Annotated in this window: 17 protein-coding genes; 1 reads left to right on the top strand and 16 read right to left on the bottom strand. The window is 40.1% G+C overall.

The window, feature by feature from the left end; genetic code table 11:
• Nucleotides 1-2: 2 nt before the first annotated feature.
• The 13 genes from mraY to mdh all read right to left on the bottom strand — a co-directional run bounded on the left by mraY (nucleotide 3) and on the right by mdh (nucleotide 14,807).
• Nucleotides 3-1,085, bottom strand: a complete 1,083-nt coding sequence (gene mraY / locus B5D82_RS00380) for a phospho-N-acetylmuramoyl-pentapeptide-transferase (RefSeq protein WP_081148303.1) — start codon at nucleotides 1,083-1,085, stop codon at nucleotides 3-5.
• The gene (locus tag B5D82_RS00375) at nucleotides 1,085-2,485 is read right to left on the bottom strand and encodes a UDP-N-acetylmuramoyl-tripeptide--D-alanyl-D-alanine ligase (protein ID WP_081148300.1); all 1,401 of its coding nucleotides are present in this window, start codon (nucleotides 2,483-2,485) and stop codon (nucleotides 1,085-1,087) included. Before B5D82_RS00375 ends, mraY begins: the two co-directional genes overlap by 1 nt.
• Nucleotides 2,482-4,104 carry a UDP-N-acetylmuramoyl-L-alanyl-D-glutamate--2,6-diaminopimelate ligase gene (locus B5D82_RS00370; RefSeq protein ID WP_081148296.1) on the bottom strand — a complete coding sequence of 541 codons (1,623 nt, stop codon included), beginning with the start codon at nucleotides 4,102-4,104 and terminating at the stop codon, nucleotides 2,482-2,484. The genes B5D82_RS00375 and B5D82_RS00370 overlap by 4 nt, the downstream gene beginning before the upstream one ends.
• Nucleotides 4,097-5,854, bottom strand: a complete 1,758-nt coding sequence (locus B5D82_RS00365; RefSeq protein WP_172820610.1) for a peptidoglycan D,D-transpeptidase FtsI family protein — start codon at nucleotides 5,852-5,854, stop codon at nucleotides 4,097-4,099. Before B5D82_RS00365 ends, B5D82_RS00370 begins: the two co-directional genes overlap by 8 nt.
• Nucleotides 5,855-5,875: 21 nt before the next feature.
• A complete protein-coding gene (ftsL, locus tag B5D82_RS00360) occupies nucleotides 5,876-6,190 on the bottom strand; it encodes a cell division protein FtsL (protein ID WP_081148291.1) in 315 nt (104 codons plus the stop codon).
• Between the two features lie 15 nt (nucleotides 6,191-6,205).
• Nucleotides 6,206-7,147 (bottom strand): 16S rRNA (cytosine(1402)-N(4))-methyltransferase RsmH, encoded by a 942-nt coding sequence (gene rsmH, locus B5D82_RS00355; protein ID WP_081148288.1) that lies wholly within the window; start codon nucleotides 7,145-7,147, stop codon nucleotides 6,206-6,208.
• Between the two features lie 50 nt (nucleotides 7,148-7,197).
• A complete protein-coding gene (gene mraZ, locus B5D82_RS00350) occupies nucleotides 7,198-7,656 on the bottom strand; it encodes a division/cell wall cluster transcriptional repressor MraZ (protein WP_081148285.1) in 459 nt (152 codons plus the stop codon).
• Nucleotides 7,657-7,929: 273 nt separating this feature from the next.
• Nucleotides 7,930-9,039 carry an ABC transporter ATP-binding protein gene (locus tag B5D82_RS00345; protein ID WP_081148283.1) on the bottom strand — a complete coding sequence of 370 codons (1,110 nt, stop codon included), beginning with the start codon at nucleotides 9,037-9,039 and terminating at the stop codon, nucleotides 7,930-7,932.
• Nucleotides 9,036-10,664, bottom strand: coding sequence for an ABC transporter permease (locus tag B5D82_RS00340; protein WP_245807530.1), 1,629 nt, complete (start codon nucleotides 10,662-10,664; stop codon nucleotides 9,036-9,038). The genes B5D82_RS00345 and B5D82_RS00340 overlap by 4 nt, the downstream gene beginning before the upstream one ends.
• Nucleotides 10,665-10,688: 24 nt before the next feature.
• Nucleotides 10,689-11,702: an extracellular solute-binding protein gene (locus B5D82_RS00335; RefSeq protein ID WP_081148281.1), complete on the bottom strand. Its 1,014-nt coding sequence runs from the start codon at nucleotides 11,700-11,702 to the stop codon at nucleotides 10,689-10,691.
• A gap of 362 nt (nucleotides 11,703-12,064) precedes the next feature.
• Nucleotides 12,065-12,544, bottom strand: coding sequence for a YcxB family protein (locus B5D82_RS00330; RefSeq protein WP_081148279.1), 480 nt, complete (start codon nucleotides 12,542-12,544; stop codon nucleotides 12,065-12,067).
• 70 nt (nucleotides 12,545-12,614) lie between these two features.
• Complete coding sequence (locus B5D82_RS00325; protein ID WP_245807529.1) at nucleotides 12,615-13,559, bottom strand: collagenase; 945 nt, start codon at nucleotides 13,557-13,559, stop codon at nucleotides 12,615-12,617.
• Between the two features lie 312 nt (nucleotides 13,560-13,871).
• On the bottom strand, nucleotides 13,872-14,807 hold the full coding sequence (gene mdh / locus B5D82_RS00320; protein WP_081148274.1) for a malate dehydrogenase: 936 nt from the start codon (nucleotides 14,805-14,807) through the stop codon (nucleotides 13,872-13,874).
• A 256-nt stretch (nucleotides 14,808-15,063) separates the two neighbouring features.
• Between mdh and argR the strand changes: the two genes are divergently transcribed.
• A complete protein-coding gene (argR, locus tag B5D82_RS00315; RefSeq protein ID WP_081148273.1) occupies nucleotides 15,064-15,537 on the top strand; it encodes a transcriptional regulator ArgR in 474 nt (157 codons plus the stop codon).
• A gap of 244 nt (nucleotides 15,538-15,781) precedes the next feature.
• Here the strand turns inward: argR and B5D82_RS00310 are convergent, their stop codons facing one another.
• From B5D82_RS00310 to B5D82_RS00300, 3 genes are all read right to left on the bottom strand, one after another.
• Nucleotides 15,782-16,705, bottom strand: a complete 924-nt coding sequence (locus B5D82_RS00310; protein ID WP_081148271.1) for a Dyp-type peroxidase — start codon at nucleotides 16,703-16,705, stop codon at nucleotides 15,782-15,784.
• 197 nt (nucleotides 16,706-16,902) lie between these two features.
• Complete coding sequence (locus B5D82_RS00305) at nucleotides 16,903-18,168, bottom strand: ammonium transporter (RefSeq protein ID WP_081148269.1); 1,266 nt, start codon at nucleotides 18,166-18,168, stop codon at nucleotides 16,903-16,905.
• Between the two features lie 10 nt (nucleotides 18,169-18,178).
• Nucleotides 18,179-18,517: a P-II family nitrogen regulator gene (locus tag B5D82_RS00300; protein ID WP_081148267.1), complete on the bottom strand. Its 339-nt coding sequence runs from the start codon at nucleotides 18,515-18,517 to the stop codon at nucleotides 18,179-18,181.
• Nucleotides 18,518-18,595: the final 78 nt, after the last annotated feature.

The following is an 18,595-nucleotide window of genomic DNA, read 5'->3' as shown; positions in this document are numbered from 1 at the left end:
TTTTACCTTAATTTCAGAGTGGCTAAGCCAATCAACACTAACACTAAAGAAATTATCCAAAAGCGAACAATCACTCTTGGTTCAGGCCAACCTTTTAACTCATAATGATGATGAATTGGCGCCATACGAAATATGCGTTGGCCGCGTAATTTGTATGAACCAACCTGTAAAATTACCGACAGCGTTTCTATCACAAATACGCCACCCATAATAAATAGCACTAACTCTTGTCTAACCAATACAGCGATAACACCTAATGCCGCACCTAAGGCAAGCGAGCCAACATCACCCATAAAAACTTGTGCAGGGTAAGTGTTAAACCACAAGAACCCTAAACCAGCACCAACAATAGCGGTACAAACAACCACAAGTTCACTGGCTAAAGCGATATGGGGGATATGTAAATATTCAGAAAAATTAGCATGGCCAGTCATGTAAGCAAAAACGGCGAAAGCTCCTGCCACCATAATGGTCGGCACAATGGCAAGGCCATCAAGACCATCGGTCAAGTTAACTGCATTACTAGTACCAACAATAACGAAATACACTAAGCCGATATAAAGCAAACCTAACTGCGGTAATACATTCTTAACAAACGGAATGAGTAACGTGGTTTCTTCAGGGCTTTGAGCAAATTGATATAAAAATATTGCGGTGGCTAACCCAATGACGGTTTGCCAAAAATACTTCCAACGGGCAATTAAGCCATTTGAGTCTTTGCGAATAACTTTTCGGTAATCATCAACAAAACCAATTAAGCCAAAGCTAACGAGCACAAATAGCACTACCCACACATAGGTGTTCGTTAAGTCAGCCCACAATAAAACGCTGACCACGATGGCGGCCAATATTAATAACCCACCCATGGTAGGTGTACCCGATTTAACTAAGTGACTTTCTGGACCGTCGTCACGGACTGTTTGACCTATTTGCATATTTTGCAAAGCACGGATCAATTTAGGGCCAAAATATAACGAGATAATCAACGCGGTCAGCGTTGATATTATGGCTCGAAATGTTAAATAAGAAAAAACATTGAAAAATGAATAAAACTGGGTGAGATACTCACCTAACCAAAGTAACATTATGCCTGCTCCTGCATAGTCTGACTGTTATGCCATTGAATAATATCAGCCACTACGTATTCCATATGAGCACTGCGCGAACCTTTAACTAAAATAGTCACTTGCTGTTCTTCACCTTGAAGTAACTGCTGTAGTCGTGACATTAACTTTTCTTTACTACTAAAATGTTGAGCTAGAGTCTCTTGTCCTTGATAAAAGGCATCAGAGGCATGTTGACTTAATATGCCTAAGGTCAACAAATCATCAATATGCTTACTTTTCGCATGTTCGCCGACATCTTGATGATAACGACGTGCTTCTTCGCCTAATTCACCCATGTCGCCCAAAATAAGCACTCTACGACCTGAATAACTCGCCAATAAGTCTGACGCGGCATTGATTGATTCGACGTTAGCGTTATAGGTATCGTCGATTAATTTAGTCTTGCTATCGAGTTGATGTAAATTCAATCGGCCTTTAACTTCAGCCATTTCAGCTAAACCTAAACGAATATCTTCTAAACTAGCGCCAAACTCAACTGCGATAGTCGCTGCTGCAACGGCATTACAGACGTTGTGATGTCCTGGCACGGTTAGTGTGATTTCAACGCTGCCAATGGGGGTCGTTAATGTGAAATTTGCGCAGCCATTGTCATCTAAAACTTCTTGATGACTGTAAAAATCAGCGGTGTCCTTACATGAAAATCGCAGAACGTTTTTATCTGTTAAACGCCATTGCCATTTGTTAGCCCACTGCGTGTCTTGGTTATAAATAGCAACGCCACCAGCGTTTAAGCCAGAAAAAATTTCACCTTTCGCACGTGCAACTCCACATAAATCACCGAAACCTTCTAAGTGAGCAGCGGCGATATTATTAATAATAGCGACATCGGGCTTAACCAGTGCTGAGGTATAGGCAATTTCACCAATGTGATTTGCGCCTAATTCCACCACGGCAAAGTCATGCTGCTCTTCTAATCGTAATAACGTTAGTGGTACACCAATATCGTTGTTAAAATTGCCTTTTGTAGCGAGTACGTTACCTAAGCGATTTAAAATCGCTGCGACCATTTCTTTTACCGTAGTTTTGCCACTGCTACCGGTTATCGCTACCGTTTTAGGCGCCACTTTTGCTTTAACATACGCGGCAATTTCGCCTAATGCCTTATGTGTATCTTCAACGACGATTTGTGCAATATTGAGGTTTTCTTGTGCTTCTTGGACAATAACCGCACTACAACCAAGTTCACTGGCTTGCGTTAGAAATTTATGACCATCAAAATTTGGCCCTCGCAATGCGAGGAAAACATCACCAGCCTTCAATGCACGGCTATCGGTACTAATCGCGTTTATGGTTAAGTTTTCACCCAGCAGTTGGCCATTCATAGCTTTTGATATTTCAGTTAAGGTTAACGAGATCATACCGTCACCTCTTTTTCTGCTGAATAAAAAGCTTTTACTACAGCACGTTCATCATAATGGCGTTTTTCATTGCCAAAAATAATGGTGTTTTCATGGCCTTTTCCGGCACAAAGCACGACATCATCGGCAGCTGCTTGTGTTAATGCTGATAAAATGGCAGTTTCTCTATCTAATATTTTTTCAAAATTCGTTGTTTCCCCTAAGCCTGCAATAATATCTGCGGCTATGCTTTCAGGGTCTTCGCTGCGAGGATTGTCGTTAGTAATGATCATATGATCCGCTTTACTTTCGGCAACTTTCGCCATTAATGCTCGCTTACCCACATCTCTGTCACCACCGCAGCCAAATACCAGCCATAGTTTGCCATGGCAATGTAATCGACAAGCATCTAACGCGCTAGCCAGTGCATCTGGGGTATGGGCGTAATCTACTACAGTCGTAGGTTTACCCGCTGACGAAAATGCTTCCATGCGACCAATAATGGGCACAAGCTGGGTGATCGCTTTGGCAATTGTAGTTAGTGCTATGTTCTCAACCATTAACACGGCAATAGCAGCTAAGAGGTTTTCAACATTAAAGTCACCTAACAACTGGCTATGAATTTCACATTCGCCTTGCTCGGTAATCAGTTGGAAGCTAACCCCGTTAGCATGATGCTTAACATTTAACGCTTGTGCGAAGCGGGCATAATCTGCAATATGTTTATCTCGACCATACACCACAACGGCTTGTGCTTTTGGCCAATTTTCGAGCCATTTTTGCGCCTGTTTGTCGTCGCCATTAATAACCGCAACTTGCTTATTATCACCGGTAAATATTTCTTGTTTCGCTGCGGCATACGCAGACATGGTTTGGTGATAATCTAAATGATCGCGGCTTAAATTTGTAAACACAGCAGTATTAAATAATCTCGCACTGACGCGTTTTTGTGCCAAGGCATGTGATGACACTTCCATGGCAACATCGGTAATATTTTGCTCGATAAAGAGTGCCAATAGCTGATGTAATTCTGTTGCGCCTGGCGTGGTATTTTCAATAGTTTGCAGTTGCGCAAGTTTACCTGCGCCATTGGTGCCAATAACGGCACAATTTTTATGACAATAATCGAGTAAATTGGCAATAATTTGGCTTGTGCTGGTTTTACCATTGGTGCCGGTAATGCCAATAATATTTAAAGATTTTTGTGGCTCAGCATAAAATGCTTTGGCGACATTAAATAAATTATCGTTTAACTGAAAGTAAGACAACACGGGCAATTGTGAGCCTGGCACCTGTTCAAGCCATGTTAATTGCCCATGTGCTGATTGTTCAGTGGTTTCTTGCAATATCATGGCGCAGTTTGCCGATATTGCTTGTTCTACATATTCACGACCGTCGCGTAAGCTACCGATAACCGCACAGAATACATCACCGGCATTTAGTGCACGCGTATCATTCACTAAGTTGGCCTTAGCTACGGCTGATTGCTGACTATTTTGCGCGGATAATTGTACTTTAAATCGTGCTTTCAATTTTGTGAGTTCACTTGATGAAAGCGTTATTTCACCAACGCTTAAAACCGCTTCAATAGCGGCAAAGTTTTTCGATGCATTAGAAACGTCTAAAGCGTGATCAAACATGGTCACGCTCCTTGGGTAAAATCTCAACTTTTTGCTCTGCTTTTACAGAGGTCATTCTTGTATTCGCATCAGGCGGGACATTGAGCAGCCGCAGCGTGCCCTTCATAATTCGAGAAAAAACGGGCGCAGCAACTTCTCCCCCATGATATAAATCACCACCGGGATCATCGATCACCACCACTACTGCAATTTCAGGATCAGAAATAGGTGCTACACCGCCAAACAAACCAACATAGTCATTACCATAACCACCGGCAAACGCTTTAATCGCGGTACCACTTTTGCCACCGACACGATAACCATCTACTTTCGCAACGGTGTAATGTTCGTTAACCACATTTTCTAACATCTCTACAACATTTTGACTGTTTTCAGCAGAGAAAATACGTTCATGCTTTTGTTTTGCTAGCGAGTCAGCGTCTTGTTTTAAAATGGTTAAAGGTATTTTAATACCACCATTTCCTAAGGTTGTATAAAAACGCGCTAGCTGAATAGGGGTAATTGCCACGCCGTGACCCCAAGATAACGTTGCTAATTCAAATTTTGACCAACGTGCTCTATCGTGCATCATGCCAGAACTTTCACCGACTAAACCTGTACCGGTTTCTTCAGAAAATCCGGCGTCAAAAAATTTATCGATTAAGTAATCTTTTGGTACCGACAGGGCCAATTTAGTCGTACCCATATTTGACGAGTGTACGAGGAGTTCAGATAAGGTTATTTTACCGAGGTAACGCGGGTCAGAAACACGACTTCCCCCTAAACGCATCCAGCCTGGATAAGTATCAATAATACTGTCTTTTGTTACACTGCCAAATTCCAAGGCGGTCAAAACCGTCAATGGTTTCACACTTGAACCAGGCTCATAAATATCGGTAATTGCACGATTACGAAAACGATGAATAGCAACACCAGCACGATTATTGGGGTTATATGAAGGACTGTTAACCAAGGCTAATACTTCACCGGTGTTAACATTGGTCACAACCGCTGAGCCTGATGTAGCTTTAAACGCCTTAACCGCGCCCTTTAGCTCACGATAAGCCAGTGCTTGTATGCGCTGATCGATACTCAAGGTAATTTCTTTTGGTTGTGTTGACGCTTTAACCGATAAAATTTCTATTTTACGGCCTTTGGCATCTTTACGATATTTTTTCTCGCCATCTTCACCGGTTAGTAGTTGATCATAAACCCGCTCAACGCCTTCAATGCCTTTATCGTCGACATTAGTAAAACCGACAATATGCGCACTTATTTCGCCCGCAGGGTAAAACCGTTTAGATTCTTTACGTAAATAAATACCGGGGATTTTCAATTCTTGAATGTAACCGGCCATGGCGGGTGCAACTTTACGTTCAATATAGACAAAACGTTTAGTTGGATTTTTAGTGACTCTAACTTTTAATTTATTAACGTCTTGGCCCAGAACGTCAGCCAACGCTTGCCAATGTTTTGTCATGGACAAGGCATTAGTATCAAAAATTATTTTAGGATCAGCCCAGACCGTTTCTACTGGTACACTGATCGCTAACTCATGACCATTACGATCAACGATAGAACCCCGTTGCACGGTTTTTGTGTTAGTGCGCAGTGAACGGTTATCGCCTTGCTTTTTCAGCATGTCAGGTTCAAATACCTGAATGTAAGCCGTGCGAGCCATCAAGCCAGCATAAATAAGCAAAACAGCGCCTACCACGACGTAAAAACGCCATGCTACCGTGTTTGGATTATATTGTGCTGGTTTTTTCATTGCCATACCCGTGGTAATAAATCATAGTAATTTAATAATAATTTCCGAGCTTGCATCTGGCCTGGTCATATTCAATTGCTTTTCAGCGCTGCTTTCAATGGCGCTATGTTCAGCTAAGCTATTTTGCTCTAATAACAAATTTCGCCATTCATTTTCTAATGCGTCGCGCTCGGTTAACAACACTTCAATTTTACTGGTAGTTTGACGATTCAAATGGGTAAAATAAATCACTGAAAACGCCGATATCAATACCAATAACAAAATGCCATAAATAACTAAATGGCGCTTAATGTCATGCCAAATATCAAGTGTTAACACAACTTTTGGGGTTGCCATACTAACGCACCATTGTTAGCGCGCTAGCCTCTGTGCAACCCTTAATACTGAGCTGCGAGAGCGTACGTTTTCTTCCACTTCATCTTTACTTGGTTTTAATTTACGGCCAATTAAGCTCAAGTTTTTACCTTTATTTAATTCTTCTTCGCTGATTGGCATACCTCTTGGCACTTTTTTGCCTTGCGAATGCTTTTTCATAAACTGTTTCACTAATCTGTCTTCAAGTGAATGAAAACTAATGACCACCAAACGACCATCGGTCGCGAGTACTGACAATGATGCCGCCAATACTTTCTCAATTTGTTCTAACTCGCTATTAATGTACATGCGAATGGCTTGAAAACTTCGTGTTGCCGGGTGCTTTTTAATTTCTCTTTGTGGGGCTGTTTTCTTAATTAATTGCGCTAATTGTCCCGTGCGAGTCAACGGTGTTACTTCACGTTCATCTACGATGGCGTTAGCAATGCGCCAAGCATGTTTTTCTTCGCCAAAGGTACGTAGCACCCAAGTAATATCTTCAACATCAGCAACCGCTATCCATTCAGCAGCCGTTTGGCCACGAGTGGTATCCATTCGCATATCAAGCGGGCCGTCTTTCATAAAACTAAAGCCGCGTTCTGCTTCATCAAGTTGCGGAGATGACACGCCAAGATCTAATAAAATGCCGTCTATTTTTTCTGTCAAATCATGTTTTTCAACAATCATCTGTAAATCAGCAAAGCCATGATGTTCGATAATAAAACGTGGATCATCGGCATATTTTTCAGCCGCAGCTATCGCCGTTAAATCTCTGTCTATCGCTATCAAGCGTCCGTTCGGACCTAAGTTTTCAAGAATAAGTCCTGAATGACCGCCACGACCAAAAGTACAGTCGATATAAATACCTGCTGGTTTTATCGCGAGCCCTGTAATCGATTCGGCAAGCAGAACTGAAATATGTGCATTATCGTGTTGCATTATGTGTTTATAAACGCCATCTAGTTATCATTATTTTATTCAACGATTTATCATAAAGATAAATCAAGTAAACGGTCAGTAAGCTCAATTTCACCTGACTGAATTTTTGCAATGCCTTGCTGCATTTGTGCCTGCCAAGCGCTTTCACTCCAGATTTCGAACTTTTTCAACTGTCCTACTAACATCAAACTTTTTTCTAGGCCAGCATGTTGTCGAAGTGGGCCATTAATTAATAAACGACCACTTTTATCTATTTCGCAATCTGAGGCATTACCTAATAGTACTTGTTGTAATAACCGCTCTTGTGGATTCATGCTCGATAATCCACAAAGCTTTAATTCTATTTCTTCCCATTCGGGTAGTGGGTATAACAATAGGCAGGGATGCTGTATATCTACAGTACAGACCATTTTCCCTTGGCAATCAGCGAACAGCTCTTCGCGATACCTTGTAGGCATCGTAATTCTGTTTTTGCTGTCGAGCGTAATTGCGCTAGTGCCTCTAAACATAATCCACTTTATTGTTTTGGGATCTCCAATGATCCACTAATTCCCACTTTTCCCCACACTGATACAGTTTAGTGAGTAAAGCAAACTTATGTCAAGCAAAGTTTTCGTTAATTGATCACGCTGAGTGCCAATAAAATAAAGGCTTTGAGGGAAGTGAATGAAATTGTGGGGTTTTGTGGATCTGATACCCTTTTAAGGCAGAACAATTAATTATTTTTAGCTAAAAAAGTGATTTTAGTGTCACAAATTGGCGACAGCAACGATAAAATTGCCTTATAAATGGGGATCAGCAGCGGCATATAAATGAAAATGTTCACCCTTTAATTTAATTGCTAACTTAGCACCTAACGCATAAAGTTCTTGGCTATAAAAACTTAATTGTGAAAAGGACAATACGTTATTTTGCTCAATACTACTCAATAAATAATGATAGCCTTGCTCAGTTACGCTGATATGTTCGACAAGCACATTATTCGCCTGATGCTGACATAGCTCGATATTATTAGGCTTAACTAATAATTGATAATTAAGTGACTTGTTATCATCTTCGTCAGCTAAGGCATTAACAATAGCACTGCGCGCCAATTGACCGACTAAACTCGTTATTTGCGCGTCATGCTCTTGTGCCGGTAATGCGATAGGTAGCCAACTCCCCAATTGCAAAAAGTCAGCCACTTGCCAACTGTTAGGCTGTTGACAAACGTTGGCAGGAGAGCCCATTTGTAGCACTTTACCTTGATGCATAACGGCGATTTTATCTGCAAAAGTAAACACTTCATCTTTATTATGGGTAACAAAAATAGCGGTCATACCTAAACGCTTTAATAACTGTCTAATTTCAATCATTAACTCGTTACGCAGTCTGGCATCAATATTTGAGAACGGTTCGTCGAGTAATAATAAGCTAGGCTGTGGTGCCAAAGCTCGAGCAATGGCCACTCGCTGTTGTTGCCCGCCGGATAGTTGATGCGGGTAACGTTGCCCAAACTCAGTTAATTCAAGTAAAGTCAATAATTCTTCACAGCGTTTGCCTTGCTCTGCTTTGGATAGCTTCTTCAACCCAAAACAGATATTTTCATTCACGCTAAGATGCGGAAACAACGCGTAATCTTGAAATATCATACCAATATTGCGTTCTTCAGCCGGCAACATGTCTTCGATGCTAATTTTTATTTGCTGATTATCGTTCGTGTTAATTTCAATCGTACCTGCACTTTGAGCAATAAAGCCAGCTAAGGTATTCAGCAAAGTTGTTTTGCCACAACCGCTAGGACCAACAAGTCCTAATATTTCACCTTTTGAAAGTGTTAAATCTACTTGCGATAAAATGACTTTTGATTGTAATTCAACCGCTAAGTTTTCAATGTTAATAAGTGACTTCATTGGCTGTCCTTCTGACGGTTAAGGAAAATAATAGGCAATAGGCCAAAAAGCACAATCAAGATAGCGCCTAATGCACCCTGCTCTAAACGCTCATCAGAAATAAGCTGGTATATTTGCGTACTTAAGGTTTCAAAGTTAAACGGGCGTAATAACAATACCGCGGGTAACTCTTTCATGGCTTCAACAAAAACTAACAACCAAGCGACCAGGATAGATGATTTTAATAACGGTAAATGTACCCTAAAAATAGCCGGTAAGGTTTTTACGCCTAAGCTAGATGGTGCTAAATCAAGTGACTTGGGTATTTGACTAATACCCGCGTTAATTGTGCCATTAGCAATGGCTGAAAATCTAACCACAAAAGCAAAGACGATGGCAAAAACTGTCCCTGATAAAATTAAACCTGGTGCTTTAAAGTCAAACGCCTTGGCAACATCGTTAATAACATGATCTAAAGGACCAAATGTGGCTAACATCGCCATGGCAAGTACGGTACCAGGAATGGCATAACCAAAACCAGAAATTTGCACAGGTATCATTCGTCCGCGACTTTGATGTAAACGTTGAAATAAAGCCAGCATTAAGGCAATTAACGTCGCTATAGTAGCGCTGTAAGTTGCAATTTCAATACTGTTTTTTCCGGTAGCAATTAAGGCAACAAGTTGATTATAGTCGGCATAGTCGATAGCCATTGTGAGTAATAAAATTATCGGTAATAAAAATCCCGCAAAGACTAAAAACCAACAAAATATACTGGCTATTATTTGCTGAACAACACTAAGCTGCTTACGCTGGTGTTGTGTATTGGGTCGGCTCGATTGATGCAGTTGCCCTGCTCTAGCGCGTTGTTCGGCGACGACAATAAATAAAATAAAGAGCATCAGGACACTGGCGAGTGCATTCGCGGCGGCAAAGTCACTGTAGCCTAACCAAGTATCATAAATAGCGGTAGTTAAGGTATTAACAGCAAAGTATTGCACGGTGGCAAAGTCAGCTAATGTTTCCATGGTCACCAATGCTAATGATACAGCAATAGCTGGACGTGCTAAGGGAAGCGCGACCTGATAAAAACTTTGTCGTTCGGTGCAGCCTAATAAACGACTAGCGCGAAGTAAATTACGGTCTTGTTGCTCAAAGGCGGTGCGTGTCAACATATAAACATAAGGGAACATCACTAGGGCAATTACAATTGCCGCTCCGCCTATGGTTCTAATATCAAAGAAGTAATAATCATTGGGAGATTGCCAATTAAACCAAGTGCGTAATAACCGTTGCACAGGGCCGGCATAATCAAATAAATCGGTATATAAATAGGCGACTAAATAGGCAGGCATTGCCAGCGGTAACATCAGCAACCACCTCAACTGTTTACCCATCACAATATTGGTTTGGCTAATAAGCGCTGCAGCGGGCACACCAAAGCAAAATGAAAGTAATGCCACCCAAAATCCAAGCACTAATGTATTGCGAATATATTCAGGTAATACCGTGGCCCATAAGTGGGCAAATAGATCGCTAGAGGCACTGATGCTACCGAATAACATCACCATAATTGGCGACATTAATGCGAAGGCAAAAAACCAGCTGAAGAACTTCCAGCTGGTACTTTTATTTCCGATGTTCACGAAGTAAAATCTTAATTGAAAGCTCTATAAATCAAATTGTGCCTTGTCGAGTAAAATCAAAGCTGCCTTGCGTTGTTTAGCGATAACTTCTAACGATAAGTTATCGGCTTTGAATTGCCCCCAAGAAGCCACTAACTTGGAAGGCTTTACGCCAGGACGTACTGGATATTCCATGTTAGTTTCAGCGTACATTTTTTGCGCTGGCTCCGACACTAAAAAGTTCATTAATGCTAACGCATTAGCTTTATTGGGTGCATATTTAGCCATCGCCATACCGGAAATATTAACATGGGCACCACGATTTTTTTGATTAGGGAAGTTAATGTAAACCGCATCTGCCCAGACCTTTTGCTTTTCATCTTTAAGCATATTACCAAAGTAATAACTGTTACCTAACGATATGTCACATAAGTTTTGGTGAATAGCTTGCACTTGTGCGCGATCACTACCTTGTGGCTTACGCGCTAAGTTGGCTTTAACTTTTTCTAACCACGTTAAGGTATCGGCTTCACCGTGCTCTGCGATCATGGAGGCGACTAATGCGACATTGTAAGGATGTTTACCACTGCGAGTACAAATTTTACCTTGGTATTTTTCGTCAGCAAGATCTTCATAATTAAAGTCAATTTTACCTAACCTTTTTGCTGAGTAAATATTACGCACACGGGTTGTTAATGCATACCAAGTATTGTCTAAAGCTTTATATTGCGCAGGAATGGCCTCAGTCAGTTCAGTAGACTCAGCGGCTTGTAGTAAATCTTTTTCTTTTAACTCGATTAAGCGACTAATATCAGTGGTTAATAAAATATCAGCGGGACTATATTCGCCTTCGCGTGCCAATCGTTCAGCCATGCCTTGTTTTGCAAAAACGACATTAACTTTAATGCCAGTTTCTTTCGTAAACTCATTAAACAAAGGCTCAACCAGAAATGGTTGACGGTAAGAGTAAACATTTACATCGTCACTTGCTGCAACATTAATACTTGCACCTAAAAGTGCAACTAAAACAAAGGGAGAAAACCAAATCTTATTCAACATGTAGCCCGCCTGAACAATTCGAAAATTGATGAATTTATATTTTCCGCAAGACTAATCAAGATACCTTTCTCTGTCAAGGTTTTTGCGAATTATTCTCATTCAACTTTTATTGTACTTATACCAATTCGTTTGATGATGCTGATAAAAACAAGCTTACAACGGCTATTTCTTCAAATCTAAGGTCTATTTTACATACAAAAAAAAGCCAAACAGAAAGCTATTCACTGTAATAACCCGTTGCTGTAAATATTAAATAACGCGGTCATTGGCTATTTTAAAAAAGTAAAAATCATCCGTTAATGGGTAACGTTACAAATAGGTATAGGTATTAGATTTAGCTTTAGCTTTAGCTTTCTTTTAGCCTAGTGGCTAATTTTAGCGTGTAAAAAAGCTTTAGCTGAATCATTAAGACAACGATTGGAAATATAGTGTCTATTATTCTTATGGCTTATGAGCCAGCCATTATCTGTTGGGGTTATCAGCTCTATGTCGCTAAATTGCATATTGTTATCATTATAAAATGACGAGATATGGATACTATCTTCATTAATGTCTAAGCGGATCTCAGCTTTCGCTACTTTGCTTAACATCTGGCGTGCAACCCACCACGACTTTTTATAGTGGTTACTGACAATTTCTAATATGCCTAAAGAAAAAATAAACCAAGCAGCATAAGGATTGAGTTCTGAAAACATCACTAATGCGGCACCAACAAGCATCAATAGAGCACCTTTACGATACAAAGTAATCGGAGTTTGTACTTGTACAGATTCATCAAAGCACTCACCAAAATGAGATTTGTCTAATATAAAGCTAGATTGATAACTAAAGGGCTGAGTCATATTACAATTATATTTTATGAAGTTATTCGCATTTTACCAAACGGATTAATGTAATGATACATTGGCTAGATTACTGTGTTGTTGTTTCAGTCGTGGGTAAATCGACCAGCCATTGACTAAATTCATCATCATAGTGGCTTGCCCAACTTGTAACAAGCGCCTGATAGCCTTGCCAATTGCCCGTTCGAGTGAAATGCAGCATATGTTCTATTTGTTTACGATGATTTTCCATCATAAAACGTACCGCTAAATAGCCCCAACGATAAACCCGATCTGTACCGGTATTTGCATTACTGCTGGTATTAAATAGCTCGCTCAGCTTAAAGCTGTTGTTTTTTGCTAGCGCAACCGCTTTCGGGTTGTTTTCTCGCCATGCTAGATACTCTCCCAAACCTTCAACCCACCAAACAATATGCGGATAGGGTAAGTTTGGACTTGGACAGAATTCAGGCCCCGCATGATCATCATGTAAACCATTGCAATAATCACCATATTTATTAAAACGGGCATCAAGATAATGAATATACTCATGTGATAAATTCCAAATCTTTCCTTCACGTTCATAAGCTACAAACTCAGCGCGGTTGTCATCTCGCTCGGGATAACCTTCCAAATACATGCCACCGTTATTCGTAGGCATAGTAAAATGTGCGCTAGCATATTTAATAAATTCATCGCGATTAGCATAAACATTAGCCCGCATTTTATCATTATGGTCATCGGCTACCGGCTTTCCTCTGGTAGCAAAGGTCAGGTGAAAGTGATCTTCTTGGGCGATAAGTGTTTCACAAGCGTTAGCTAACTGCTTCGCGCTCAAAGACTGAGAACGAATAACAATCGTCGCATTGCAATCAGTTACTTGCTGCAATACCTCATCAACCGAATGTAATGCTTTATGTGATGATACTGAGTTTTCGTTTGCTATAACCGAGCACGTCATTAGCACAGTCATAAAAAAGCTTGCTATCGGAAAGCTATTTTTCAAGGCGTGTTTTTTAAAAGTGAAATATTTCAACGTAAGACCTAGCCGTTAGTCATTTATATTTTGTCTATAATATAATACAAAGTTGATTGATTATCTCCGAGTTTTAATGGTTTACATTAAAATTGATACCAATTTACTCAATTAATTGGTCTACTTTTTCATGAGGATAAATGGATAATGACAAGGCATAAAATTTAGTCAGTAGTTATGCTACTTATCAATTTTATAACGCCGTCATTATTCATTTTAACCATTTCAAATGAGCAGCTAATTAATCAACTTGGTATTAGACAAAAAAAACCGCGATAACGCGGTTTTGTTTTTTGCAGAGCTTAGCAAAGATTAGCCGTTGATAAAATCAACACCTTCTTTAATGTCTGCGTTTAATGTTGCAAGCATGTCATTTTTTGCTTTTTCTTCGAAAGCACTTAGCTCGCCGTATGGCAATATTTCAGTAATACCATTAACACCTAAACGTACTGGGTGAGCAAAGAATGGCGCATCGCCACCTTCAACTTCTACGTAAGCGTAGTCAACAACATCTTCGCCTTGTAAACCTTTTACTAAAGATAAACAAAAACGAGCAGCTGCTGCGCCCATTGAAAGTGTAGCAGAACCGCCACCAGCTTTAGCGTTTACAACTTCAGTACCGGCATTTTGAATGCGTGGCGTTAGGGCTGCAACTTCTTCATCAGAGAAAGTAACACCCTCAACCTGTGAAAGAAGTGGTAAAATTGTTGTACCTGAATGGCCACCAATTACCGGAATTTTCACTTCACTTACGTTTAAGCCTTTCAATTCAGCAATGAATGCTTCAGAGCGAATTACGTCAAGTGTTGTTACACCAAAAACACGGTTTTTATCATAAGTACCGGCTTTTTTGAAAACCTCAGCAACGATTGGCACTGTACCGTTTACTGGGTTAGTAATAATACCTACTAATGCTTTAGGACAGTTAGCAACGATGCCTTCTGCTAAAGTTTTAATAATACCCGCATTAACGGCAAATAAATCTGCACGGTCCATACCGGGTTTACGTGGCATGCCAGCAGGAATAATTACAATATCAGCACCTGTTAACGCGCCGGCTAAATTGTCAGCACCAAAACCAGCAACTTTTACTGCTGTTGGGATGTGTGATAAATCAACGGCAACACCTGGAACTACTGGTGCAACGTCATATAAAGATAGCTCAGAACCTGCAGGTAATTGAGTTTTTAATAGTAAAGATAACGCTTGGCCGATTCCGCCAGCAGCGCCTAGCACAGCAACTTTCATTCGATGTCTCCGAAGATTTGAGTAATTACGTAAAAAATTTGTCGGCCAAAAGATATATTATAAACCGCCAAAAAACAATGTTTATACTAATTCTATTAAATTTATTCCCCGCTCAGCGCTTCATAACTTTAGTAGACTTCATATTATTAATCTGTATTGACCTATAAGGATAACGTATAATAAAAATTGTGAAATAATACTTAGGTATTATTTCACAATAATAGTCGACCATAATTTTATCACTTAGTGGACCTATATGAGCGGACAAAAAAAACAAGAAGCTTTAGTGCAAGCATTCAAAGATTTATTAAACCAGGAACAATTTAGTTCACAGGGTGATATTGCCGAGGCTTTAAAAGCTCAAGGGTTTGAGAATATCAGCCAATCTAAAGTATCACGTATGTTAAGTAAGTTTGGTGCTGTAAGAACGCGTAATGCCCGCCAAGAAATGGTTTATTGCTTACCTGCAGAGTTAGGCATGCCGACAGCTAAAAGCCCGCTTAAGCAGCTCGTACTCGATATAGAGCATAACGACGTGATGATAATCATTAGAACGAGTCCTGGCGCCGCTCAATTAATCGCGCGTTTGCTGGATAGTTTAAGTAAAAGTGATGGCGTGCTTGGCACAATTGCGGGAGACGATACTATTTTTATTGCCCCCACGAATGTGAAAGCAATTAAACAAACCATTTCGCGACTTGAAGCGTTATTTTTAAAGAATTTAACTTAACTATTCACCCTCGTTATTGAGGCAATTGTTAATTAAATTTATGTAGGCACAACGCTATATTTATTCAAAAAATATAGCGTTACAACTCAGACCAATCCCACCAACCATCTGATCATTTCTTCTTGTTAAAACAAGCAACTATTTAATAATGTGATCAAGAAGTTATTAATACAAATAATGTCTAGTTGGCCAGGTTATCTGCGTATAAAATAGACCACCTAATTAAATAAAATTGGTAGCGAAACTATTCGCCAAGCTGCGCTAAAATATTCAAGCTCGGCACAAAAAATGCTGCACCGGTCTCTGCTTGAGTATATTTAAGCAGATGATCACTATGGCCATGAGCATCACCACTAATCATACTTTTAAGCATTAATTCGAAAGGCTCAGGTGTGTGACAATAAGACACAAAAAACAATCCCTGCAATTTCATATCGCCATAAGGCATACTTTGGCGCAATATTTCCAGGCTATTACCTTCACTATCTTTTAAGTTAACGCGCTTAATATGAGACGTAGGTGCTTTATTTTCTTCTGAGTATTCATCATTATTTACTTTGGTACGTGAGAAAACATCTTCTTGCTCTTTAACTTCCAATGAATTCCACAAATTTAAGTTATGACGATAACGCTGAATATGTAAGTAACTACCGGCAGCAAATTCGGGATCTTGCTCGTCATTAATGAGGGCAACTCGACGACGATGATGACCTTGAGGGTTTTCAGTGCCATCAACAAAACCACTTAAATCACGGCCGTCTAAAAAACGAAACGCTCGAACTTGCTCGACCAATTCGACACTGTCTGACAATAACTGACAAACTTTTGTCGCCACAATATGATTCACGTCGGCTCGGTCACCACGAATTTCAACATAAAGATCATAGTTATTGGCAGGCGCCGTTCGATCTTCTATCGCCATTTCTGGAAATTGTCGCAAATGTTTTGGCCGACCTTGGGGATATAATTCATCCCAAAAATTGGTTCCTATAGCAATAACACCCGCTAAATTAGCTTCTGAAAAACGGTCAGCATATTTATCAAATAAGGCTGGCAAACGGGATAGTGCTTTACGTAAAAATAAATTTTTATCATCTAAAGCATTAAATAATAAATAATATCCGTGAAGACTGGGCTCCGCACAAACGCCAAACTGCTCTCTTGCCATATAACAATCCACTCATAAATATATTGATTAATTTCTTAATTTTACACAGTTTATTACTAATGGCAGTAAACTTTGAAAATTATTTATATTCTTCGATAGCTTTAACGTTTTCAAGCAAGTATCAATGCTAAAATAAAACAAGCCTGTGTACGTTAATACACAGGCTTATGATTACTGAATAACTGACCTTGAATTATTTAGCCGCGAGTAAACTCTGGGTAGGCTTCCATACCACAATCAGATTGATCACAACCTTCATATTCTTCGTCTTCGCTAACTCTGATGCCAATGATTTTTTTCAGCACAAACCAAACCACAAAGCTGGTAGCAAACACCCATACAAAAATGGTTGCAGCTCCGATTAACTGCCCGCTAATGCTCGAGGCACTGTTCGTTACTGGTACTAACAACAAACCCAGTAAACCCACCACACCATGTACAGATATTGCACCAACCGGATCATCAATTTTTATTTTATCCAAGCCAATAATGGATAGCACAACAACAATGCCCGCAATTGCGCCAAACAATGTTGCTTGCATAGGTGTTGGCGTTGATGGCTCAGCCGTTATTACGACTAATCCTGCCAACGCGCCATTTAACACCATGGTTAAATCGGCTTTTTTAAATAGTACTTTAGCTAAAACTAACGCAGCTACAGCACCAGCGGCAGCTGAAGCATTAGTATTTAGAAACACCATAGCAACTGAGTGTGAGCTAGCAATATCACCAAGTTTTAATACTGAACCACCATTAAAACCAAACCACCCCATCCATAAAATAAATGTCCCTAAGGTCGCCATCGGCAAGTTAGAGCCTGGTATTGCGTTTATTTGACCATTTTTACCGTATTTACCTTTACGTGCGCCTAATAGAATAACACCCGCTAGTGCCGCAGCTGCGCCGGCCATGTGCACAATACCCGAGCCAGCAAAGTCTGAGAATCCAAGTTCAGATAAAGTGTATAAACCAAACACGGCATTACCACCCCAAGTCCAACTACCTTCCATTGGATAGATAACCCCCGTTAACACGACAGCAAAAGCTAAAAATGCCCATAGTTTCATACGTTCAGCTACTGCACCTGAAACAATAGACATCGCCGTTGCAACGAAAACTACTTGGAAAAAGAAATCAGATGCCGCTGAATATATTGCGGCACCGGTAAAGCCGTCTTCACGCGTAGAAAAGTCGGCTAAAACTTTTGCAGGATCAACCGTTTCTATACCGGATAAAAACATGCCGCCACCATACATAATGTCGTAACCAACAAATAAGTACATCATGCAGGCAATAGCATAAAGCGCGACATTTTTGGTCAAAATTTCGGTGGTGTTTTTAGCTCTAACTAAACCCGCTTCTAACATCGAAAAGCCTGCAGCCATCCACATCACTAGCGCGCCACAAATTAGAAAGTAAAAAGTATCCATTGCGTACTGAAGTTGAAAAATATTTTGTTCCATGAGTTTGCTCCTATATCGCTTCTACGTCTTGTTCACCAGTACGAATGCGCACGGCATGCTCAAGGTCATAAACAAATATTTTGCCATCACCAATTTTTCCGGTATGTGCAGCTTCTGCTATTGCATCAACTAACCGTTGCACAACCTCATCGTTAACCGCAATTTCAAGCTTTACCTTAGGTAAAAAGTCCACTTGATATTCGGCACCACGATATAACTCGGTATGCCCTTTCTGGCGACCAAAGCCTTTTACTTCACTAACGGTTAGCCCTTCAATACCTATTTCAGAAATAGCCTCTCTGACATTATCAAGCTTGAATGGCTTTATGATTGCGCTTACTAGTTTCATGTTGCATTTCCTTAATTATTATTAACCTTTACATATCAAGCTTTATGCCAAACTGAATAAACATTAAAAAACATAGAC

The sequence above is a fragment of the Cognaticolwellia beringensis genome, from assembly GCF_002076895.1.
Classification (GTDB): domain Bacteria; phylum Pseudomonadota; class Gammaproteobacteria; order Enterobacterales; family Alteromonadaceae; genus Cognaticolwellia; species Cognaticolwellia beringensis.
Note: the sequence above shows the minus strand (reverse complement) of the source record. Positions and strands in the feature narration are given on the sequence as shown.

Excerpts from the sequence above, each read along its gene's own strand:
- mdh (WP_081148274.1), bottom strand. The coding sequence starts at position 14,807 with ATGAAAGTTGCTGTGCTAGGCGCTGCTGGCGGAATCGGCCAAGCGTTA.
- argR (WP_081148273.1), top strand. The coding sequence starts at position 15,064 with ATGAGCGGACAAAAAAAACAAGAAGCTTTAGTGCAAGCATTCAAAGAT.
- B5D82_RS00305 (WP_081148269.1), bottom strand. The coding sequence starts at position 18,168 with ATGGAACAAAATATTTTTCAACTTCAGTACGCAATGGATACTTTTTAC.
- mraZ (WP_081148285.1), bottom strand. The coding sequence starts at position 7,656 with ATGTTTAGAGGCACTAGCGCAATTACGCTCGACAGCAAAAACAGAATT.
- B5D82_RS00300 (WP_081148267.1), bottom strand. The coding sequence starts at position 18,517 with ATGAAACTAGTAAGCGCAATCATAAAGCCATTCAAGCTTGATAATGTC.
- B5D82_RS00370 (WP_081148296.1), bottom strand. The coding sequence starts at position 4,104 with ATGTTTGATCACGCTTTAGACGTTTCTAATGCATCGAAAAACTTTGCC.
- rsmH (WP_081148288.1), bottom strand. The coding sequence starts at position 7,147 with ATGCAACACGATAATGCACATATTTCAGTTCTGCTTGCCGAATCGATT.
- B5D82_RS00335 (WP_081148281.1), bottom strand. The coding sequence starts at position 11,702 with ATGTTGAATAAGATTTGGTTTTCTCCCTTTGTTTTAGTTGCACTTTTA.
- B5D82_RS00345 (WP_081148283.1), bottom strand. The coding sequence starts at position 9,039 with ATGAAGTCACTTATTAACATTGAAAACTTAGCGGTTGAATTACAATCA.
- B5D82_RS00310 (WP_081148271.1), bottom strand. The coding sequence starts at position 16,705 with ATGGCAAGAGAGCAGTTTGGCGTTTGTGCGGAGCCCAGTCTTCACGGA.
- B5D82_RS00375 (WP_081148300.1), bottom strand. The coding sequence starts at position 2,485 with ATGATCTCGTTAACCTTAACTGAAATATCAAAAGCTATGAATGGCCAA.
- mraY (WP_081148303.1), bottom strand. The coding sequence starts at position 1,085 with ATGTTACTTTGGTTAGGTGAGTATCTCACCCAGTTTTATTCATTTTTC.
- B5D82_RS00365 (WP_172820610.1), bottom strand. The coding sequence starts at position 5,854 with ATGAAAAAACCAGCACAATATAATCCAAACACGGTAGCATGGCGTTTT.
- B5D82_RS00330 (WP_081148279.1), bottom strand. The coding sequence starts at position 12,544 with ATGACTCAGCCCTTTAGTTATCAATCTAGCTTTATATTAGACAAATCT.
- ftsL (WP_081148291.1), bottom strand. The coding sequence starts at position 6,190 with ATGGCAACCCCAAAAGTTGTGTTAACACTTGATATTTGGCATGACATT.